The following is a 22,180-nucleotide window of genomic DNA, read 5'->3' as shown; positions in this document are numbered from 1 at the left end:
TATCCTTTTTATATTGTTAATGAAATAAATCCTTTTTTTATCAGCTGAAATCCATATAAAATACCATTTTTAGTGATTGTTATATTTTCAGGTAATTCACTTTTCTTTATTTTTAATTTATCTAAAGAAATACCACAAACAAACACTTTTACATGTTGTTTTTTAGCGGTTATTAGTAACTTATTGAAAGCATAATTCTTAGGAATATCACTTACCGTTTTCCCGAAAATAATGACATGAAAATCGCCATATTTAAAACCATCTTCTTTGGCTAATTCATTAGCTGTTAGTAATATTGGTTCGAGTTGCTTACTGTTTTTAGTAAGTATAACATAGTTGTTTTTTGAGTTGTTTTTTGTGCTAGTTTTTTGTGCTTGTATTTGTGTTATCGTAATTAAAAAAAGGAAAATTGTTGTTATATGTAGAATTGAATTTTTCATGTTTTGAAAATTTTAAATTTTGATTGCTACTAAAAAAAGTAAACGAGGTAATGCTTGAAATATCACTACATGATTTGTAGCTAATTTCAAGTTTATAAATTATGATAATATCAGTTTTTACTGATGTCTTATTTCAAAAAAAAACTAATTAATTATAGGTAATTGGTAAATTTTTGATATAAAATATAAAGTGGAATCGTAGTCGCTGAATAATTTCTAGCTTCTCGAAATTGAGTAGATAGGTTAGAAGCATCAGTAATTTTAGGTACTTTTTTAAAACCTACGAAAACAAGTGGTAGATATTTAAAACAAGTGTTAAATTTGATTAATTTACTTTGGGGAAGTACAGCATTATTGCAAGAAATAGTAATCGTTGTTTTGCTTTTGTTGATAACCTGTGTTGTCGGAAAACCAAGTTTTGCTTCTACAAAATTACGAATCTTGCAAGGTGAAATTAACAATAATAGTACAAGTCCTAAAAGAGGAATTGTATTTTGTATTGTTTTTATGTTTAATTTTTTTTTCACCTTGCTAAGATACAGTATAGAAATAGGATAATTTGTTATTGTTTTCTTAATGAAATTAAAGCGCTATTTATTCTGATTTGTTTTGCTCTTTTTGTTGGTTCTGCTCGTTCATTTTTCTAACCAATGCTTTTAAACGCTCTTTGTTTTGAAGCTTTTCAAGTTTTACTTTGTTTTCTTTTTGTTTCATTAAGCGAGTGTGTTTCGCTTTATTTGCTGTGTTTTTGGCTTTTCCTTTTTTAGGCATTTTGAGGTGTTTTTTATTTTTTTATCATTAATAAACCTAAGAAAGTAAGTAATCCGTTTAAAACTAATACGAAAAATCCAAAATCGAAATTGAATAATGTTTTACTAAAATAGCTTATTAAAAATGTGAAAATAGGAGATACAATACAAATTATAGGAACTAATTTATCTTTTATATTCAGTTTTGTAAATAATCCGAAGGCATATAAACCTAATAAAGGTCCGTAAGTATAACCCGCAAATTGAAATATTTTAGCAATTACACTAGCATCTGCAATAAAATATTTAAATACTAAAATAGTTGCGATAAGTACAAGTGAAAATAAGATGTGTATTTTCTTACGGATTTTCTCTTTTTCTTGTTCATCTGTTTTTTTATCGATTTCTAAAATATCAATACTAAAAGATGTTGTTAATGATGTTAACGCACTGTCGGCACTTGAATATGCAGCGGCAATTAATCCTAGTAAAAAGAATAAAGAAGTTGCTAAACCTAAATTTCCACTCATGGCAATCATCGGAAATAATTGGTCTTTATGTGCATCTAATCCGTTAATAGTTGCATAATCTGTAAGTAAAACACCTAAAGCTAAAAAGAAAAAATTAACGATTACTAAAACAATCGTAAACCAAAACATATTTTTTTGAGCATCTTTTAAATTACGACAGGTTAAATTTTTCTGCATCATATCTTGATCTAAACCTGTCATAACAATTGCTATAAATGCTCCAGATAAAAACCGATTCCAAAAATAATTTCCTGCTTTTATATCATCAAAAAAGAACATTTTAGCCGATTTACTTTCAGAAATATAGGTAAATAAACTGTCAATTTGTAGGCTATCTTTAATCATGATAATACAAACACCAACGGCAATTAACATGAATAAAGTTTGCAGCGTATCTGTCCAAACAATAGTTTTTATACCGCCTTTAAAAGTGTATAACCAAATTAATAAAATGGTAATGGTTACGGTTACCCAAAACGGAATTCCGTAGGCATCAAACAAAATTAATTGTAAAACATTGGCAACCAAAAACAACCTGAAAGCCGCACCAATAGTTCTTGATAATAAGAAAAAAGAAGCACCCGTTTTATAGGAATAACTTCCAAAACGGTCTTCTAAATAAGTATATATTGATGTTAAATTTAAGCGATAATAAAGCGGAAGTAATACTAAACCGATAACAGCGTAACCAACTACGTAGCCAAAAACCATTTGCATATAACTCATTTGTTGCCCCTCAACCCAGCCAGGAACAGAAATAAAAGTAACGCCAGAAAGTGAAGCGCCAATCATCCCGAAGGCAACTAAATACCAAGGCGAAGAATTGTTTGCCTTAAAAAACGTGTTATTGTTTGCTGATTTACTTGTAAGATAAGATATTAAAATTAATACCCCAAAATAGGTGAGTATAAGTAATATTATATGTAGTGGTTGCATAATTTAATAGCTAGTTATGAATTACGAAAGTACTAATTTAGTTTATCGTAATTCATAACTTGTACCTATAAAATTACATTTCAATAATGATGTCTTCGATGTTTTTACGAACCTTTTTTAGGTCTATCATATAATCATCTTCAGCTCTAAAACCAACAGGTAGTACTAATACTGATGTTAAATTATGTTTGTCTAAACCTAAAACTTCATCATATTTTTCAGGTATAAAACCTTCCATTGGGCAAGAATCTATTTTTTCATTTGCAGCAACAGTCATTAAATTTCCTAATGAAATATAAGCTTGATTTTTATTCCAAACAGTTAATTCTTCTTGTGTTTTGTTACCAATTGAATCAGTTAACATTTTTTTAAACGGTGCTAAAATTTCATCAGGCGTATTTCTCATTTTTTTTACTAATGAAAAATAAGCATCAACATCGGATACGCTATATTTTTTAGGAATACATAAAACTAATACATGAGATGCTTGGGCAACTTGTGGCTGATTCCAAGAATGTGAAACTAATTGTTGCTGAGTTTCTTTATTTTGAATAACAACCATTTTAACAGGCTGTAATCCGTAAGAAGTAGCGGTTAAATTAAAGGCTTCTTTTAAAGTAGTTATTTGTGTTTCTGAAAGTGATTTATTTTTATCGAATTTTTTAACAGCATAACGCCATTTTAAATTTTCTATAATATTCATGTTGTAGAGTTTTATTTATTTAGCAAAAATACAATTGATATTAATAACTGTTAGTGTTGTATTATTGTTAAAATTGATGATTGAATCGATTTATTCTTTATAGTTAATTATTTAGAGGCTATAAATAATAGCCTGCCAGCTAAGTATAATAATTATATTTTAGGTGAATTTATAGGGGTAGTTTATTGAAATTGAGTTGATGTTTTTATATATAAAATAGTAATTGTATTGATATATAGGGTTTTATTTTTTTTTATTATATTAATGGCTAAAAAATAATTGCTAATTTATATATATGAAAGAGGAATTTATACACTTTTTGTGGCAATATAAATTGTTTAGTACAGCTACTTTAAAATCAACAACTAATGAAATTATTAAAATTGTTAAACCTGGATTGTATAATAAAAATACTGGGCCAGATTTTTTAAATGCTCAATTAATAATAAACAATCAATTATGGGTTGGTAATGTAGAGATTCATGTTAATTCATCAGATTGGTATGTGCATAAACATGAAGGAGATAAAAATTATGACGCTGTAATTTTACATGTAGTTTGGGAGCATGATTCGATTATTTTTATGAAAAATAATCAATCTTTACCAACGCTTCAATTAAAAAATATTATTAATGCAGGTATATTAAAAAACTATCAAAAATTATTTTCGAAACAGCAGTGTTGGATTCCTTGCGAAAACCAAATAACTACAATTGATGTTTTTTTAATAAATAACTGGTTAGAACGATTGTATTTAGAGAGATTAGAAAGGAAATCGGTTTTTATTAAACAATTATTATCTAATTCAAGTAATGATTATGAAGCTGTGTTATTTCAATTACTAGCTAAAAATTTTGGATTAAAAATAAACGGAGATGCTTTTCTACAAGTAGCAAAATCATTTAATTTTTCAGTTTTAAGAAAGGTTCGATTTAATGAACTGGAACTCTCTGCTTTGTTATTTGGTCAGGCAGGTTTTTTTGAGAGAGATATTGAAAATAGGTATTTTAATCAATTAAAAAAAGAGTATAATTATTTAAGATATAAGTTTGATTTGTTACCTATTTCTAATAATTTATTTCAGTTTTTTAGAATGCGACCTACAAATTTTCCAACCATACGTATAGCTCAATTAGTTGCCTTATTTTATAAGCATGATAATTTGTTCTCTAAATTAATGCAATTAAATAAACTAGAAGATTTTTATAGGTTATTTTCAGTTGAGGTAAATGATTTTTGGAAAACACATTATACGTTTGAAACAGTATCTAAAAAATCATCTAAAAAAATAACAAAATCATTTATTGATTTATTATTAATAAATACGATTATTCCTTTAAAGTTTGTTTATGAACAAAGTAGAGGTGAAGTAAATGAAGAGGCAGTGTTTAGGTTAATACAGCAAATTAAACCAGAGAAGAATTCAATTATTTCAAAGTTTTTAAATATTAAAGTTGCTGTTAATAATGGTTTTGAAAGTCAGGCATTGTTAGAGTTGAAAAATAATTATTGTGAAAAGAAACGTTGTTTAGAATGTGCAATAGGTAACAGTTTATTAAGAAAATAAAAAAGACCTAACAGTTTTTAATTAGTCAGGTCTTTTTTTTGTGTTAAATTTCAATTTAATACAAATTTTTATACTTGGTAGGGTTTGCTTCATTCATAATTTCATATATTTTTTCAAAAATATCTTCAGCAGATGGTTTAGAAAAATAATCGCCATCAGTACCATAAGCAGGTCTGTGTGCTTTTGCAGTTAACGTTTGCGGTTTGCTATCTAAATATTTATATCCGTTTTGATTTTCAATTATTTCTTGTAATAAATAAGCAGAAGCTCCTCCTGGCACATCTTCATCAACAACTAATAAACGATTTGTTTTAGCAATAGATTTTACGGTGTCATGATTTAAATCAAAAGGTAATAAACTCTGTGCATCAATAATTTCAATATCAATGCCAACTTGTATTAATTCTTTTGCGGCTTCTTGTACAATTCGTAAAGTAGAACCATAAGAAATTACAGTAATATCTGTTCCTTCTTTTATGGTTTCAATAACACCTATAGGAGTTTTAAATTCTCCTAAGTTAGTAGGTAATTCTTCTTTTAAGCGATAACCATTTAAGCATTCTATTACTAAAGCAGGGTCATCTCCTTGTAATAAGGTATTATAAAAACCTGCAGCTTTTGTCATGTTTCGAGGAACTAACACATGTATTCCTCTAATGTTGTTTATAATTCCTCCCATTGGTGATCCAGAATGCCAAATACCTTCTAAACGGTGCCCACGGGTACGTATAATTAAAGGTGCTTTTTGTTTGCCAAAGGTACGGTAACGAAGTGTTGCTAAATCGTCGCTCATAATTTGTAAAGCATATAACAAGTAGTCTAAGTATTGAATTTCTGCAATAGGGCGTAATCCACGCATTGCCATTCCTATACCTTGCCCTAGAATAGTAGCTTCACGAATACCAGTGTCTGAAACTCTTAGTTTGCCATATTTTTCCTGTAAACCTTCTAGTCCTTGATTTACATCACCTATAAAACCTGCATCTTCTCCAAAAATGATTACGTCAGGATGTTTTTTTAAAATAGCATCAAAATTGTCACGCATAATAATGCGAGCGTCTACCATTTTTTTTTCAGGTGTATATATAGGTGCTTCAGAAGCAACTTTTTTGGTAGCTAAAGCTGTTTCACTTAGTAAGTGTGATGAAAATTTAATAGCAGCGTTGTTAATAGCTGTTTTAATAAAGTTTTGGAGTGTTGTTTTTTCTTCAAAACTTTCATCTTTTAAGTAGCGTAAACTTTTACGAGTAGCAATTAAAATATCTTTTCTAATAGGTTCAGTAATACTAGTTAACTCATTTTTATATTTTGTAATAAATGAGCTATTATTGCTTTTTTGAGCTACTTTTTCTAGTAAATCAGCAGCGGTAGTAACTTCGGCTTTTATTTCATTAGTATATGCAGTCCAAGCATTACGTTTTGCTTGGCTTACTTCTTTTTTTGCTTGTTTTTCTATATCAATTAATTCTTCTTCAGAATCAATAAGTTTTAAAATACCTCCATTTTCATCTTGTAATTCAAACTCTAAAATCCATTTTCGCATTTGTGAAATACAATCATACTCTTGTTCCCATTGTAAACGTTTGGTAGATTTGTAGCGTTCATGAGACCCAGAAGTTGAGTGTCCTTGAGGTTGTGTTAATTCCTTAACATGTATTAATACCGGAACGTGTTGTTTTCTAGCAATTTTGGAAGCTTTGTTATAAATGTCTATTAATTGTACATAATCCCAGCCATTAACAACAAAAATTTCATATCCGTTAGTATTTTTTTCTCTTTGAAACCCTTTTAAAATTTCAGAAATATTTTCTTTTGTTGTTTGGTGTTTAGCATGTACTGAAATACCGTATTCATCATCCCAAATACTCATTACCATTGGTACTTGTAAAACACCCGCAGCATTTATGGTTTCAAAAAAAACCCCTTCAGAAGTACTTGCATTTCCTATAGTACCCCAAGCAACTTCATTTCCTTTATTCGAAAAATTAGTGTAATTTTCTAAAACTTTTACATTTCTATAAATTTTAGAAGCTTGAGCTAATCCTAATAAACGAGGCATTTGTGCTGCAGTTGGCGAAATATCTGCAGAGGAATTTTTTTGAGCTGTTAAATTTTTCCATTGCCCATTTTCATCTAATGAATGTGTAGCAAAATGACCTCCCATTTGTCTGCCAGCAGACATTGGTTCAATATCAATATTAGTATGTGCGTATAACCCCGCAAAAAATTGCTGGGGAGTTAATTCATTAATAGCCATCATAAAGGTTTGGTCTCGATAATAACCAGATCTAAAATCACCATTTTTAAAAGCCTTAGCCATGGCTAATTGTGGCACCTCTTTGCCATCACCAAAAATTCCGAATTTAGCTTTGCCGGTTAAAACCTCTCTTCGTCCTAACAAACTACATTCTCTACTGATACGAGCAATCCGATAGTCATTTAAAACTTCATTTTTAAAGTCTTGAAAAGAAAGTTGTTGAGTATTAACTATTTCGGCATTTTGCATCATAATCATCTAATTTTGGTCTGTTTACAAAGATAGCTTTTTTAGGTGATAATTAAAAACTTCTACTTTTATTGAGGAATATGTAAAGTAGCTTTTTTAAATGTTAAATTATTGAATTATTTACAGTAAACCTCTTCTAAAAAAATTATAAACTCTATCAATATCAGTACTAATTATAAATTTTATTTTTGAAGAATAATCTTTTTTTGTTATTTCAAACCCTTCATTGGTATAAATAGGAAGATAGAATTCAAAAATATTAGGAAGAAAATTTAAACGGATCCCATTTTCATAAAAATACTTTGGAGTTGAATTTTTGTTTTTTAAAATAGCAAAGTCATTATAAATTTCGGTCCATTTACATATGCTAATATTTGTATTTATAGCTGTAATTAGCTTATTAGAGAAATAAGGTTTTTTAAAATTAGATTTGAATCCTCCTTGATCTACTATAAATTGTTGGCTAAAAATACCTTTGCTTTCTGACCTGCCGAACAAATTTTGTTCAAACAAATAATCTGATCCACGATTCAAGGCAAAGCTATAATAATTTCCTTGTGATTTGTTATGTAAAAAGTATCCACCAAAGAAACGAATTTGATAACTTTTATCATTTGTAAAAAACTTTCGAAATCGAAAATCTGTAGTAACTTTTGAAAATTTAGAATTAAATTCAGTATTAACAGCATACATTATATTGCCAACAGCATTGTATTTAGAGTTAATATATCTGATATTTAAAATATTGTATTTATTTTTTTCTTCTTTTATGTTATTTTGGCTACTTTCCTTGTGTATTGTAATAAGCCTACCTGATAAGGTTTTTGTGCCATTATCTCTAAGGTTATTTCGTTTAAACTGTATGTTTATAAAAGGAATAAACGTATTGTATTCAAGCTTTGGAGCGTAATGAAAATGATTACCGTTAATACCATAACGAATTTTATAAATATTAGATTTTTTAAAAAAGTGATTATATGAGAAAGAATAAGAGCCTGTGAAATTGTTGCTTTTTGTGCTATAATTAGGTGTTATACTATATTCAAAATTATGTTGTAATACTGCATTATTATTTAAATTTACACCAAGTATTAATCCATCGTATAAATTGTATTTAAAATTAGGATAATAAAATAACTGATTATAGTATGGGTTTTGAATATCTTTAAAAAAACGAAATTGAAGTGGTTTGTTAATTAGTGTATTGTTTACTTTTCTAAAATTATCTAAAGAATTATATTCGGGGTAACTATTTTCATAATTTAAAGCTAGTTTATCAAAATTACCTTTTTTTATTTTGATTGTTTTTGTACTGTCAGTTCCTGTAATCCATTTTTTAAACTTAATATCTTTTTTTTGTATTCCGTACAGCGCTATTGGTGAGGCAAAGGTTCTTTTATTTTTAATAGTAACCTCCAATGAATCTTTGTTTTTTGAGTTAACTATTTTAGTTATTTTGTAATCAATTTTTTTGTTAGTTTTTATATAGTCGTTAAAAAACCACTTTAAATCTTTGTTAGTTTTTTTTTGAATTATTTGACTAAAATTTTCAGTAGTACTTAGTTTTAATTTATTTTTCACATAAAATTCTTTGATAGCGTTAACTAAGGTATCTCCTCCAATAAAATCTTGTAGATATAATAAACCTAGTCCAGCTTTATATTTACTAACAATTTTTCGATTAAAGTTAGAAAGTGAATCAGCAGGAGTTGTTAATGCTTGATCGTAAAATCTGCGAGCACTAAATTGATATACAAAAGCAAATTTATCAAGCTGTTTTAATTTAGCTATGTTGTATGTTTTTAAAGGCCAATATTTAGAGTATTTTCCTAAAATAGTAGTATTAGGATGATAATTTTTAATATATTTTATCAGTAAAAATGTTTCTAAACCATCTGTAAGCCAGTAATCATTTCGTTGATTTAAGAGTAAAACATCTTCAATATATTTTTTAGTGAGCGATTTAAAAAAATTAATTTCCCATTTAAAACTTTTAGGAAATGGTTTTAACCAATTAGGAATTCCGTAAATTTCATGTGTTGAGTTTTTATTAATAGTAGTGGCGTCAATAAAAATTTCAGGATGTGGGTGTTTACCTAAAAAATTTTCAATAAAGTTAATTTGTTTATTTATAATTTTAGAAGTTGTGTCCGCAGGAATAGTTTTTAGATATGCATCCGTTTTTATTTCTTTATCTTTTATTTTAAAGGATTTAAATCGATTAAGAGAATCAATATGAAGAATAATATCTTTTTTTCTTTTTCCGACTAAATAGTAATTGGTATAGTTTTTCTTATTTGTTTTTTTTTGATATAAATTACTAACGAGTGTGTATTTTTTAGGAATATTGATGTTTATAGCATAATTACTAAGGTTTTCATATAAATCATCAATATTTAAATTGCTCATTAAATGCCATTTCTTTTTATATACTGATGGTGTTATATACCAAAAACGTAAATGATATCCTGTTTTTGTTTTTCCGTATTTTGTAAATGTTGCATTAGGAATTTTAACAATATAAGTGGCTGTTAAAATAAGGCTGTCTTTGGGGTTAAGTGTTTTATTTAATGGTATTTTGATTATATCTGGTTGATTTTCTTTTTCGTTAAATAAAACAGGTTTATAGTTTACATTAATGCTGTAAATTTTTGTGTATCCTCTATCTTTTTCTTTAGCAAAAAAAAAGTTTTTTTTATAATCATCTATAAAACGTTTGCCTAATGGAGTGTTGTTGTTTTTAAAACTATTAGCCCAGTTATGAAGAAAAATAGAAGAAAGACTATCAGAAGAGTTGTTGTGAAAAACAGTTTTTTGTTGAATATAAAGCAGGTTATTTTTATCGTCTAATTCTGCATTTATATCAATAGTATTTGTTTGGGCTGTTAATGTATAACAGTACAAACAAAATAAATGTAAAACTATATATAATTGATATTTCAAAATGAGGTTAAATAGCTCGTTGAAAATTCAACGAGCTTTATGTATATTTTTAGAAATTTGGTTTTAACTGATGTTTAGCGTAGAATTTATTAAAATGTTCAACAGCTTCATCAGCAGTATCAACAAGTCTAAATAAATTTAAATCCTTTTCACTTATATTACCTTCTTCTAAAAGGGTGTTTTTAATCCAATCGAGTAAACCACTCCAAAATTTTGTTCCAATTAAAACAATAGGAAAACGCCCAATTTTATTGGTTTGTATCAATGTAATGGCTTCGAACAATTCATCCATAGTACCAAAACCACCAGGCATAACAACAAAACCTTGCGAGTATTTTACAAACATTACTTTACGAACAAAAAAGTAATCAAAATCTAAACTTTTACCTTGATCAATCCAAGGATTATCGTGTTGCTCAAAAGGTAAATCAATATTTAAACCAACAGAAACACCTTTGCCTCGGTTTGCACCTTTGTTACCAGCTTCCATAATTCCAGGTCCACCACCAGTAATAACACCAAAACCATTTTGAGTAAGTTTATAAGCAACTTCTTCAGCTAATTTATAGTAAGGATGGTCTGGTTTTGTGCGAGCAGAACCAAAAATAGATACACAAGGACCAATTTTACTTAATTTTTCATAACCTTCAACAAATTCCGCCATTATTTTAAAAATAGCCCAAGAATCGTTTGTTTTTATTTCGTTCCAAGTTTTTGGTTGTAATTTTTCTTTTATTTTTCTATCATCATTCGGATTCATATCTTATTTTTTTATAATTAATCTTTTGTTTTTTTTTAGAAGCTTACTAAGCTAGTTCTTTTTTTAAGAATTTAGCAGTATAGCTTGTTTTATGTTTGGCTACTTTTTCAGGAGAACCAGTTATTAAAACTTCCCCACCATTTTTACCACCTTCCATACCAATATCAATAATGTAGTCTGCAAGTTTAATAACATCCATATTATGTTCAATAATTAACACGGTATTTCCTTTATCTGCTAATTTATTTAACACGTTCATTAAAATACGAATGTCTTCAAAATGTAAACCGGTGGTAGGTTCATCTAAAATATAAAAAGTATTTCCGGTATCTCTTTTTGATAATTCTGAAGCTAATTTAATACGTTGCGCTTCTCCACCAGAAAGTGTTGTTGATTGCTGACCTAAGGTTATGTAGCCTAAGCCAACATCTTTAATAGTTTTTAATTTTCGATGTATTTTAGGAATTAATTCAAAGAAATCGGTAGCTTCATTAATAGTCATATTTAAAATATCAGCAATTGATTTTCCTTTATATCGAATTTCTAAGGTTTCTCTGTTAAATCGTTTTCCTTGACAAGTTTCACAAGTTACGTTAACATCAGGTAAAAAGTTCATTTCGATAACTCTAACTCCGCCACCCTGACAGGTTTCACAACGTCCGCCTTTTACGTTAAAACTAAAACGCCCAGGTTTATAACCTCTAATAGCAGCTTCGGGTGTTTTAGCAAACAAACTTCTAATTTCTCCAAAAGTACCCGTGTATGTTGCAGGATTTGAACGAGGAGTTCTACCAATTGGCGATTGATCAATATCAATAACTTTATCAATATGTTCTAAACCTTCAATTTTTTTATAAGGCATTGGTTTTTTTACACCACGATAAATATGAGCATTTAAAATAGGATATAAAGTTTCATTAATTAAGGTCGATTTTCCACTTCCAGAAACTCCTGTAACACAAATCATTTGCCCTAAAGGAAATTTAACAGTAACATTTTTTAAGTTATTTCCTGATGCTCCAGAAAGTTTAATAAAGTTTCCATTTCCTTTTCTTCGTTTTGTTGGAATGGCTATTTTTTTTCTACCTGTTAAGTAATCGGCAGTTAATGTGTTGTGTAATTTTAAATCGTCAAAAACTCCTTGACTTACAATTTCTCCACCGTGTATTCCTGCACCAGGACCGATATCTAAAACAAAATCGGCTTGTTCAATCATGTCTTTATCGTGTTCTACAACTAAAACAGAGTTTCCGATATCACGAAGTTTTATAAGCGATTTAATCAATTTTTCGTTATCACGTTGATGTAAACCAATACTTGGTTCATCTAAAATATATAAAACACCAACTAATTGCGAACCAATTTGAGTAGCTAAGCGAATTCGTTGTGCTTCTCCTCCAGATAATGATTTTGAAGTTCTATCTAATGTTAAATAATCTAAACCAACATCTAATAAAAACTGAATTCTTGTGCGTATTTCTTTTAATATTTCACTTGCAATTATTAATTGTTTTTCTGATAAACGACTTTCAATATCTTTAAACCAAATAGCTAATTCGGTTACGTCCATTTGTGCTAAATCGCTAATGTTTTTATCAGTAAATTTAAAATGAAGCGCTTCTTTTTTTAACCTTTTTCCCTCACAGACAGAACAAGTAACTTCATCCATAAAGTCTTTTGCCCAGCGTTTTATGGTAGTACTTTCTGCATTTTTATATTGATTTTCTATAAAAGCGATAATTCCTTCAAAATCAATTTCATAATTTCGTGTTACACCAAGTTCTTTGGAATTTATTTCGAATTTATCATTTCCACCATGTAAAATAATTTCCAATGCAGTTGCTGGAATTTTGTTTATCTGATCGGTAAGTTTAAAATTATGTCTGTCGGCAATTGTTTGTAATTGTTTAAAAATCCAACTACTTTTTTGATTTCCTAGAGGAACAATTCCACCATTTTTTATAGAAAGACTATCATCAGGAATTAATTTTTTTATATTGATTTCATCAGTAATTCCGAGTCCGTTACAATTAGAACAAGCACCTCTTGGCGAATTAAATGAAAAAGTATTTGGTTCGGGGTTTGGATAGGCTATTCCAGTACTTGGACACATCAATTCACGACTAAAATAACGTGGCTTTTCATTATCAACATCAACCACCATTAAAATATTATTACCTGTGTATAAGGCTGTTTTAATAGTTTCTTCTAATCGTTTTTCTGATTTTTTATTTACAACTAAACGATCAATAACCACTTCAATATCGTGAGTTTTGTATCTGTCAAGTTTCATTCCTTTAACAATCTCTTTTATTTCGCCATTAACACGAACTCTAACAAAACCTTGTTTGGCTATTTGTTCAAAAAGCTCACGATAATGTCCTTTTCTAGCTCTAATTAAAGGAGCAAGAACGGCGATACGTTTTTCGTTAAAATCTTTTAAAATCAATTGTCTGATTTGTTCATCAGAATAACTGACCATTTTTTCGTTGGTATTATACGAGTAAGCATCCGAGGCACGAGAAAAAAGTAATCGCAAAAAATCATAAATTTCCGTAATTGTTCCTACTGTTGAACGTGGACTTTTATTGGTGGTTTTTTGTTCGATAGCAATAACGGGTGATAAACCATCAATTTTATCAACATCGGGTCTTTCTAGTCCGCCTAAAAACTGACGAGCATATGCCGAAAAGGTTTCAATATATCTACGTTGTCCTTCGGCATAAATAGTGTCGAAAGCTAATGATGATTTTCCACTACCACTCAGCCCTGTAATAACGACGAGTTTTTCACGAGGAATTTTAACATCAATGTTTTTTAAATTATGAGCTCTAGCTCCGTATACTTCTATGTATTCTTGTTCTTTCAAAGTGCTATTTTTACCAAAAAAACAAAGTTACATAAACCAAATTTATTTTAAAGCTGATGTTATAAACAAATCAGTGTAAATTGGTATCTTGCAATTAAAATAGGTTATATGAAATTTATTCATTTGGTACGACATTTTTTTGAGCGTCATGGTTTTGCGGTATCATCAAGGCTTGCTGACCGTTTAGGTATGCGTGCAACCAATGTGCGATTATTTTTTATTTATATATCATTTGTAACCATAGGCTTATCTTTTGGTGTGTATTTAACACTGGCGTTCTTGTTAAGGTTAAAAGATATGATTTACACTAAAAGAACATCCGTTTTTGATTTATGATAAATAGTATGTTTAAATCACGACTGTATAAAGCAATTTTATTTTCAGTATTAATTTTATCAATAGGAGTAGGAGGCTACTTAATGTTGTTTAATTATTCTTTTATTGATGCTTTGTATATGACTATTATTACCATTACCACAATTGGTTTTGGAGAGGTTCATCCGTTTGGTACTGGAGAAAAAATATTTACAATAGGTTTAATACTATCAAGTTTATTTACATTTGGATATGCAGTATCACTGTTTTCTGAATTTTTAATAAGTGGTCAGTTTTTCGATCAATTAAAAACTAAAAAAGTGCAAAAAAAAATAGATAAATTAAAAGGACATACTATTGTTTGTGGATATGGAAGAAACGGAAAACAGGCTATTTCTAAATTAAATAGCTATAATAAAGATTTTGTGGTTATAGAAAAGTTTGAAGATGTTATAAAAGAGTTAGATGAAAATGAAATATTAAATATTGAAGGAGATGCAACTACAGATGAAGCATTGTTAAAAGCAGGAATTTTAAACGCAGCTAACTTAATTACTGTTTTACCTTCTGATGCTGATAATTTATTTGTAGTGTTAACGGCAAGTCAGTTAAATAAGCAATGCAAAATAATTAGTAGAGCTTCAGAAGAAACTTCTTATAGTAAGTTGAAAATAGCAGGTGCAGATAATGTTATTATGCCTGATAAATTAGGAGGAGCACATATGGCTTCTTTAGTGGTTACACCCGACGTAATTGAGTTTGTAGATAGGTTAACTATAGAAGGTGATACTACAGCTAATTTAGAAGAAATAATAATTGATAATTTACCAGAAGTGTATTTGAATAAAACTATTTTAGATTTAGATTTACGTAAAAAAACAGGTTGCACAGTTATTGGTTACCGTGCACCTGATAAGGATTATATTATAAATCCAGACGCATCATTAATACTTAGGGCTGGTGGAAATTTGATTGTTTTAGGTAGGCCAGAGCAGATTATAAAATTAAGAGAATTGTTTTAATGAAAAAGGTACTTATTACAGGTAGTAATGGTTTGTTAGGACAAACTTTGGTAAATTTATTATTGCTTGAAAAAAACACATACAATGTTGTTGGTTTTTCTCGTGGTAAAAATAGAAGTGATAGAAATGATTTTGAATATGTTTCGATTGATATTACTAATAAAGTAAGTTTTTTTGAAGCATTAAATAATAACCGTCCGGATGTGATTGTTAACACTGCAGCGATGACAAATGTTGACGCTTGTGAAGATGATAAAGCAGCATGTGATATTTTAAATGTTGATGTTGTTGAGAATTTAATTTTTTTTTCAGCTAAAAATAATATACACTTAATACATTTATCAACAGATTTTATTTTTGATGGAAAAAACGGACCTTATAAAGAAACCGATACTCCAAACCCGTTAAATTATTATGGTTTATCTAAATTGAAATCAGAAAATATATTAAAGGCATCTAAAATAGAGTATACTATTCTTAGAACTATTTTAGTTTATGGGAAAATTTTTGATATGAAACGTAGTAATATTGTATTATGGGTCAAAAAATCATTAGAAGAAAAAAAAGAAATTAGTATTGTAAATGATCAATACCGAATGCCTACCTATGTTGAAGATTTAGCAGTAGCGTGTAAATTAGCAATTGATAAAAAAGTAACAGGAATTTTTAATATTTCTTCAAATCAATTATTAAGTATATATGAAATAGCACAACAAGTAGCAGCTGTTTTTCATTTAGATAAAAATTTAATTAATTCAATTTCTACAAAAGAGCTTGCTCAAAAAGCTGTAAGACCAAGTGTAACTGGTTTTGATTTAAATAAAACAAATAAAATTCTAAATTTTTACCCAAAATCATTTAAAGAATCTTTGCAAGATTTTAAAGGAAAATTAACATAAAAGGTATATTTATTCATTAAAACTTGTTGAAAATTCAATTTTTCATGATATTGCGATCTACAAATAACAAAAACTAATATATTTTTATGAATAAAAGGCTACTTACATTATTGTTACTAATAACACCGATGTTAACATTTGCACAAGAAAAAAGTTTAGCAGAAAAGATAAACGAAGGTTTTAAACCTGTGGCAGATGCTTGGGGTAGTTTAGTTTTTTATCCTGTTAATTTAGGAGGAGGAGTTCAAGTACCTTTAGTAATAATAATGCTTTTATCAGCAGGGTTAATATTTACAGTTTTGTTTAAATTTTTGAATATTAGATTGTTTCCTATTTCTATAAATATTGTTAGAGGAAAGTATGATGATATTGATCACGTAACTTCGGGTATTATGGCAGGAGATCCAACTCCTGGAGGTGATGCTATTGAAACAATTAGAGTTGAAGGAGCTGATGGGGAAGTTTCACATTTTCAAGCCTTAACAGCAGCTTTATCAGGTACAGTTGGGTTGGGTAATATTGCTGGGGTCGCCGTAGCTTTATCTTTAGGAGGTCCAGGCGCTACCTTTTGGATGGTTGTTGCAGGTTTAATAGGAATGTCATCTAAATTTGTAGAATGTACCTTAGGTGTAAAATATAGAGATGTCGGTGATGATGGAACCATTTACGGGGGCCCAATGTATTACTTAAGAAAAGGTTTAGCTGATGTAGGAAAAACTAGATTGGGTAAATTTTTAGCAGCCCTTTTTGCTGTAATGGTAATTGGAGGTTCGTTTGGTGGAGGTAATATGTTTCAGGCAAATCAAGCAGCACAACAGTTTGGTAGTATGATTGGGTCGAATGATTTATCAACTGCTTTAATTTTTGGAGTTGTAATGTCTGTTTTAGTAGGGGTTGTAATTATTGGCGGAATTAAAAGAATAGGAAATATTACAGAAAAAATTGTGCCATTTATGGTTGGTATTTATGTAGCTGCAGCAGTTATTATTTTAATAGTAAATTTTTCTCAAATAGGAGGAGCATTTGTTAAAATTTGGGATGGAGCATTTAATGCAAAAGGTATTTCAGGAGGAATATTAGGAGTGTTAATTATAGGTTTTCAAAGAGCAGCATTTTCAAATGAAGCAGGAGTTGGTTCGGCAGCAATTGCACATTCAGCAGTTAAAACAAAATATCCAGCATCAGAAGGGTTAGTAGCTTTATTAGAACCTTTTATTGACACGGTAGTAGTTTGTACTATGACAGCTTTGGTTATTATTATTTCAAATGGAGATGGTAGTATTATGACCTATGGAGTAAAATCACCAGATGGTGTTTTGGCAACCTCAAAAGCATTTGCATCTGTATTGCCATGGTTTCCTTATATTTTAACAGTAGCAGTAGTGTTGTTTGCTTTTTCTACTATGTTGTCTTGGTCTTATTATGGTTTACAGGGATGGATGTTTTTATTTGGACGTTCTAAAGCTGCAGATTATGCTTATAAAATTTTATTTTGTTTATTTGTAATTGTAGGTTCAGCAGCAAGTTTAGGAGCTGTTACAGATTTTTCAGATGCAATGATTTTTGCAATGGCAATACCAAATGTTATAGGGTTATTTTTCTTGTACCCTAAAGTAAAAGAAGAACTAGATAGGTATATTAAAGCTATTAAGGTTAAAAAAGTATAAAGTATATAAAATGAAAATATTTAAATCCCATTTCTGGTATCATAAACGCCAAAGAGATGGGGTTTTATTTTTGATATTGATTATAATTATATTACAAATTTTTTATGTGTTTGTAGATTTTTCATCAAATAAAAAAGTAGAAATAGCTCCAGGTGAATTAGTAGTTTTTGAAAGTGCAATTGATAGTTTAAAAAAAATAGTATTAGAAAGTAAAAAATCTAAAAAATATTATTTTAATCCTAATTATATAACCGATTATAGGGGGTATCAATTAGGAATGACTGTTCAAGAAATAGATAGATTACATAAGTATAGAAAGCAACATAAATTTATAAATTCAGCATGTGAGTTTCAAAAAATCACTAAAATATCAGATAGTTTATTGAGTGAAATTTCTTCTCAGTTTAAATTTCCAGAATGGGTTGTTAAAAGGAATAAGTTAAAGCAACAGCGGTATAGCTCAGTAGTTAATTTTGTAAATGAAAATGAAGGTTTGAAAATATCAACAGATGATATCAATCAAGCTTCTCAAAAAGATTTAGAACTTATAAGTGGAGTTGGAAAATTAATTTCTCAACGAATTATAAAGTATCGAAACAGGTTACAGGGCTTTTCATATAAATCACAATTGTATGAGGTTTGGGGTGTTAATAAAGAAACTATAAATAAAGTTTTAAAAGTTTTTAAAATTTATAAAAAACCGGTTATTAAACGTATAAATATAAATACAGCATCGTTTAAAGAACTGCTTAAAAATCCATATATTAATTACGAACTTTGTAAAAATATCTTTGAATATAGAGATGAGGTTGCAGAGCTTCAAAATATATCAGAAATTAAAAACATAGATGGTTTTCCTGTGGATAAGTATGATAGAATAGTTTTATATTTGAAAGCAGAATAGAAAAAATAAAAAGGATATATAACTATGAATAGTATGTACTTTACTGAGGAGCATATTTTTTTTCGTCAAAGCTTTAAAAACTTTTTACAAAAAGAAGTAGTGCCTCATATTGATAAATGGGAAAAGGAAGGAGCTGTAGAGCGTTTTATTTGGAAAAAATTTGGAGAAATGGGTTATTTTGGTTTAAATCAGCCAGAAGAACATGGGGGGGTAGGATTAGACCTTTTTTATACTGTAATATTTTTAGAAGAATTACAAAAAATAAATTCAGGAGGATTTGCTGCTAACATGTGGGCTCATGCTTATTTAGCAATGACTCATTTAAATGCTGAAGGCGATGCAAGAATTAAAAAAGAATATTTAAGGCCAAGTATAGCAGGAGATAAGATTGGTTGTTTATGTATTTCAGAACCTTTTGGAGGTAGTGATGTAGCAGGTATGAGAACTACAGCTGTTAAAAAAGGTAATACTTATGTAATTAATGGATCTAAAACATTTATAACAAATGGAGTTTATTCTGATTACTTAGTAGTAGCAGCAAAAACTAATCCAGAAGCAAAGCATAAAGGTATGAGTATTTTTGTGATAGACAGAAATACACTAGGAATCTCGGCAACAAAGTTAGATAAACTAGGTTGGCGTGCTTCAGACACAGCAGAAATTGCTTTTGATAATGTTGAGGTGCCTGCTGAAAATTTATTAGGAACCGAAGGAAAGGGATTCGGTTATATTATGGAGCACTTTGCATCTGAGCGTTTAATTATGGCTATAAATGCACATGCAAGAGCAGAATATGCGGTAGATTATGTGTTAAGTTATATGAGTCAAAGAGAAGCTTTTGGTAAAACATTAGATCAATTTCAGGCTTTACGTCATAAAGTAGCCGAAATGGCTTCAAAAGTTGATATGTGCAGAGAGTATAACTATTCAATAACCAAAAGGCTAAATATTGGCGAGTATGTAGTTAAAGAGGCGAGTATGACAAAAATGTTGTCAACAAAAATGGCAGATGAAGTTATATACGATGCTTTACAGTTGTTAGGAGGTTATGGTTATATGGAGGAGTATCCTTTAGCTCGTTTATTACGTGATAGTCGTTTAGGGCCTATTGGAGGAGGTACTTCTGAAATATTAAAAGAAATTATAGCGAAAATGATTATCGATAAAAAAGAATACAAACCAATAAATTAACTAATATACTATTCAAAAAATAAATAGTATTAAAGATAATTAAAAAAAGATAAAAATTTAATAGTTAATTAAAATAAGACTCAGTACATTTGCAGTCCTAAAAACAAAAATTTAGAGACTACAATGAAGGGAGGTGCTAATATATGTTAATTATTCCAATTAAAGAGGGAGAGAATATCGATAGAGCGTTAAAACGTTATAAGCGAAAGTTTAGAGATGTAAAAATTTTAAGACAGTTGCGTGATAAAAAACAGTTCAATAAACCGTCTGTTGTTAAACGTGCTCAAATGAAGAAAGCGTCTTACGTTCAAGGATTAAGAACTAAAGAAGAAGTAAGTTAGAAATAATTTACTAATAGAGTATAAAACCTGTATTGATTAATTTCAATACAGGTTTTTTTGTATCTTTAATTTTTAAATAAAATAAATGCTAATAGATTCCTTTTTAAAATATTTAGAGTTTGAAAAAAAATACTCTATAAATACTATTAAAGCATATAGTATAGATATAACAGCATTTAAAGATTTTTATATTACAACGTTTAATTCAGAGGAATTAAAAGAAGCTCATTATAATCAAATAAGAACCTGGATTGTATTCCTTGTCAATAGTAGTATTTCAAATAGAAGTGTAAATAGAAAAATAAGTTCTTTGAAAAACTTTTACATTTTTTTACAAAAAATAGGAGAAATAGAAAGTAATCCATTAGCGAAACACAAGGCGTTAAAGATTCAAAAAAAAATACAAAACCCTTTTGATGTTAAAGAAGTAGAAGGAGTAATTAATATTTTGAATGATGACATCGAATTTGAATCAGTAAGAGATAAATTGATTGTGGAGTTGCTTTATTCAACCGGAATGAGACGAATAGAGTTGGTTAATTTAAAAGAGAAAGATATAGATTTTAAGAATCAAGTCATAAAAATTCTAGGAAAAAGAAATAAAGAGCGATACGTTGTATTGTTGCCTTCTGTGATTTGCACCTTAAATAAATACCTGATGTTAAAAAGTGAAATTAACTTAATAGGAGTGGATGAGCTTTTTATAACAAAAAAAGGGGTTAAAATTTATGAAACTCTTGTGTACCGAATAATAAATTTGTATTTTAGTAAAGTATCTACAAAGGCAAAAAAAAGTCCACATATATTAAGGCATGCTTTTGCTACAGATTTATTAAATAATGGTGCGTCATTAAATTCGGTTAAGGAATTACTAGGGCATTCAAGTTTAGCCGCCACTCAAGTATATACGCATAATAGCTTAGAGCAGATAAAAAAAGTGTATAACAAGGCTCATCCTAGAGAGTCAAAATAAAGATTGTAAAATTATGAAAGTATTCACCCAGTCAGTAAACTTTACAGCAGACAAAAGTTTGATAGATTACGTAGAAAAGAAAATAGAAAGTTTAGAGAGGTTTCATGATAAAATTGTTGATGTAGAAGTGTTTCTAAAGGTTCAAAACACAAGTGAAAAAGAAAATAAAATCACAGAAGTTAAAATTAATATACCAGGAAATGAGTTAATGATTAAAAAAGAAACTAAAACCTTTGAAGAAGGTGTTAATTTAGCAGTAGATTCTTTAAAAAGAAGTTTGAAAAAAGCAAAAGAAAAGCAACGAGATTTGTTAGTTGATGAAAAAAAATAAAAATTAATCGAAAAAAGTTTTAAAATATAAAAATTACTTTATACATTTGCAATCCGTTAGAAATAGCGGATTGTTTTTATTGACAATAAAAGCCGATGTAGCTCAGCTGGCTAGAGCAGCTGATTTGTAATCAGCAGGTCGTGGGTTCGAGTCCCTCCATCGGCTCAATAAAAATTAAAGTTCATTAATGTTTTAAAATTAAAGGGGAGATACCAAAGCGGCCAACTGGGACGGACTGTAACTCCGTTGTCTTACGACTTCGCAGGTTCGAATCCTGCTCTCCCCACTTTTAAATTATATTTTGTTTATTCATAATGTAATTTTTAATAATTTGCGAAAGTAGCTCAGTTGGTAGAGCGTCAGCCTTCCAAGCTGAATGTCGCCGGTTCGAACCCGGTCTTTCGCTCTAAATTATCCACGCCGGTGTAGCTCAGTTGGTAGAGCGCATCCTTGGTAGGGATGAGGTCACCGGTTCAAATCCGGTCATTGGCTCTTTTTTAGAGTTTTTTTAAAAAAGAATTTAAAGTAACACTA

Annotated in this window: 19 protein-coding genes and 4 tRNA genes; 14 read left to right on the top strand and 9 right to left on the bottom strand. The window is 29.1% G+C overall.

Annotated elements, in window-relative coordinates:
- Positions 1 to 8 precede the first annotated feature (8 nt).
- From ACN5J4_RS04335 to ACN5J4_RS04315, 5 genes are all read right to left on the bottom strand, one after another.
- On the bottom strand, positions 9 to 440 hold the full coding sequence (locus tag ACN5J4_RS04335; RefSeq protein WP_233883637.1) for a DsrE family protein: 432 nt from the start codon (positions 438 to 440) through the stop codon (positions 9 to 11).
- A gap of 152 nt (positions 441 to 592) precedes the next feature.
- Positions 593 to 967, bottom strand: coding sequence for a hypothetical protein (locus ACN5J4_RS04330; RefSeq protein ID WP_101916727.1), 375 nt, complete (start codon positions 965 to 967; stop codon positions 593 to 595).
- 67 nt (positions 968 to 1,034) lie between these two features.
- The gene (locus tag ACN5J4_RS04325) at positions 1,035 to 1,211 is read right to left on the bottom strand and encodes a hypothetical protein (protein ID WP_418650926.1); all 177 of its coding nucleotides are present in this window, start codon (positions 1,209 to 1,211) and stop codon (positions 1,035 to 1,037) included.
- 13 nt (positions 1,212 to 1,224) lie between these two features.
- Positions 1,225 to 2,655: a sodium:solute symporter gene (locus ACN5J4_RS04320; protein WP_418650925.1), complete on the bottom strand. Its 1,431-nt coding sequence runs from the start codon at positions 2,653 to 2,655 to the stop codon at positions 1,225 to 1,227.
- 73 nt (positions 2,656 to 2,728) lie between these two features.
- Positions 2,729 to 3,358, bottom strand: a complete 630-nt coding sequence (locus tag ACN5J4_RS04315) for an NAD(P)H-dependent oxidoreductase (RefSeq protein WP_418650924.1) — start codon at positions 3,356 to 3,358, stop codon at positions 2,729 to 2,731.
- A 295-nt stretch (positions 3,359 to 3,653) separates the two neighbouring features.
- Here ACN5J4_RS04315 and ACN5J4_RS04310 point away from each other — a divergent pair, with 295 nt between their 5' ends.
- Complete coding sequence (locus ACN5J4_RS04310) at positions 3,654 to 4,925, top strand: DUF2851 family protein (RefSeq protein ID WP_418650923.1); 1,272 nt, start codon at positions 3,654 to 3,656, stop codon at positions 4,923 to 4,925.
- Positions 4,926 to 4,980: 55 nt separating this feature from the next.
- Here ACN5J4_RS04310 and ACN5J4_RS04305 read toward each other — a convergent pair whose 3' ends face one another.
- The 4 genes from ACN5J4_RS04305 to uvrA form a co-directional block, all read right to left on the bottom strand.
- Complete coding sequence (locus ACN5J4_RS04305; RefSeq protein WP_418650922.1) at positions 4,981 to 7,434, bottom strand: alpha-ketoacid dehydrogenase subunit alpha/beta; 2,454 nt, start codon at positions 7,432 to 7,434, stop codon at positions 4,981 to 4,983.
- Between the two features lie 117 nt (positions 7,435 to 7,551).
- The gene (locus ACN5J4_RS04300; protein WP_418650921.1) at positions 7,552 to 10,335 is read right to left on the bottom strand and encodes an aminopeptidase; all 2,784 of its coding nucleotides are present in this window, start codon (positions 10,333 to 10,335) and stop codon (positions 7,552 to 7,554) included.
- A gap of 88 nt (positions 10,336 to 10,423) precedes the next feature.
- Positions 10,424 to 11,134, bottom strand: a complete 711-nt coding sequence (locus ACN5J4_RS04295; protein WP_418650920.1) for a TIGR00730 family Rossman fold protein — start codon at positions 11,132 to 11,134, stop codon at positions 10,424 to 10,426.
- A gap of 46 nt (positions 11,135 to 11,180) precedes the next feature.
- Positions 11,181 to 14,003, bottom strand: coding sequence for an excinuclease ABC subunit UvrA (gene uvrA, locus ACN5J4_RS04290; RefSeq protein ID WP_418650919.1), 2,823 nt, complete (start codon positions 14,001 to 14,003; stop codon positions 11,181 to 11,183).
- A gap of 108 nt (positions 14,004 to 14,111) precedes the next feature.
- Here uvrA and ACN5J4_RS04285 point away from each other — a divergent pair, with 108 nt between their 5' ends.
- The 13 genes from ACN5J4_RS04285 (at position 14,112) to ACN5J4_RS04225 (ending at position 22,138) form a co-directional block, all read left to right on the top strand.
- On the top strand, positions 14,112 to 14,339 hold the full coding sequence (locus tag ACN5J4_RS04285; protein ID WP_418650918.1) for a PspC domain-containing protein: 228 nt from the start codon (positions 14,112 to 14,114) through the stop codon (positions 14,337 to 14,339).
- Between the two features lie 8 nt (positions 14,340 to 14,347).
- Entirely contained in the window at positions 14,348 to 15,340 is a 993-nt protein-coding gene (locus ACN5J4_RS04280; RefSeq protein WP_418650917.1) for a potassium channel family protein, read from the top strand.
- A complete protein-coding gene (locus ACN5J4_RS04275) occupies positions 15,340 to 16,239 on the top strand; it encodes an SDR family oxidoreductase (RefSeq protein WP_418650916.1) in 900 nt (299 codons plus the stop codon). The genes ACN5J4_RS04280 and ACN5J4_RS04275 overlap by 1 nt, the downstream gene beginning before the upstream one ends.
- An 86-nt stretch (positions 16,240 to 16,325) precedes the next feature.
- Complete coding sequence (locus tag ACN5J4_RS04270; protein WP_418650915.1) at positions 16,326 to 17,906, top strand: alanine/glycine:cation symporter family protein; 1,581 nt, start codon at positions 16,326 to 16,328, stop codon at positions 17,904 to 17,906.
- Between the two features lie 10 nt (positions 17,907 to 17,916).
- Positions 17,917 to 18,810, top strand: coding sequence for a ComEA family DNA-binding protein (locus tag ACN5J4_RS04265; RefSeq protein ID WP_418650914.1), 894 nt, complete (start codon positions 17,917 to 17,919; stop codon positions 18,808 to 18,810).
- A gap of 24 nt (positions 18,811 to 18,834) precedes the next feature.
- On the top strand, positions 18,835 to 20,001 hold the full coding sequence (locus ACN5J4_RS04260) for an acyl-CoA dehydrogenase family protein (protein ID WP_418650913.1): 1,167 nt from the start codon (positions 18,835 to 18,837) through the stop codon (positions 19,999 to 20,001).
- A gap of 143 nt (positions 20,002 to 20,144) precedes the next feature.
- Positions 20,145 to 20,342, top strand: a complete 198-nt coding sequence (gene rpsU, locus ACN5J4_RS04255) for a 30S ribosomal protein S21 (RefSeq protein ID WP_028888499.1) — start codon at positions 20,145 to 20,147, stop codon at positions 20,340 to 20,342.
- 85 nt (positions 20,343 to 20,427) lie between these two features.
- A complete protein-coding gene (locus ACN5J4_RS04250) occupies positions 20,428 to 21,315 on the top strand; it encodes a tyrosine-type recombinase/integrase (RefSeq protein ID WP_418650912.1) in 888 nt (295 codons plus the stop codon).
- 13 nt (positions 21,316 to 21,328) lie between these two features.
- Positions 21,329 to 21,646: a ribosome hibernation-promoting factor, HPF/YfiA family gene (hpf, locus tag ACN5J4_RS04245; protein ID WP_418650911.1), complete on the top strand. Its 318-nt coding sequence runs from the start codon at positions 21,329 to 21,331 to the stop codon at positions 21,644 to 21,646.
- A gap of 91 nt (positions 21,647 to 21,737) precedes the next feature.
- Positions 21,738 to 21,811, top strand: a tRNA-Thr gene (locus ACN5J4_RS04240).
- A 38-nt stretch (positions 21,812 to 21,849) separates the two neighbouring features.
- Positions 21,850 to 21,932 (top strand) — tRNA-Tyr (locus tag ACN5J4_RS04235).
- Positions 21,933 to 21,979: 47 nt separating this feature from the next.
- A tRNA-Gly gene (locus tag ACN5J4_RS04230) sits at positions 21,980 to 22,052 on the top strand.
- Positions 22,053 to 22,065: 13 nt separating this feature from the next.
- A tRNA-Thr gene (locus ACN5J4_RS04225) sits at positions 22,066 to 22,138 on the top strand.
- The last annotated feature ends 42 nt before the right edge of the window (positions 22,139 to 22,180 follow it).

Origin of the sequence: Tenacibaculum aestuariivivum (genome assembly GCF_964507685.1) — a bacterium.
GTDB classification, from domain to species: Bacteria; Bacteroidota; Bacteroidia; order Flavobacteriales; family Flavobacteriaceae; genus Polaribacter; species Polaribacter aestuariivivum.
This window is presented reverse-complemented; position numbering and strand designations above follow the sequence as displayed.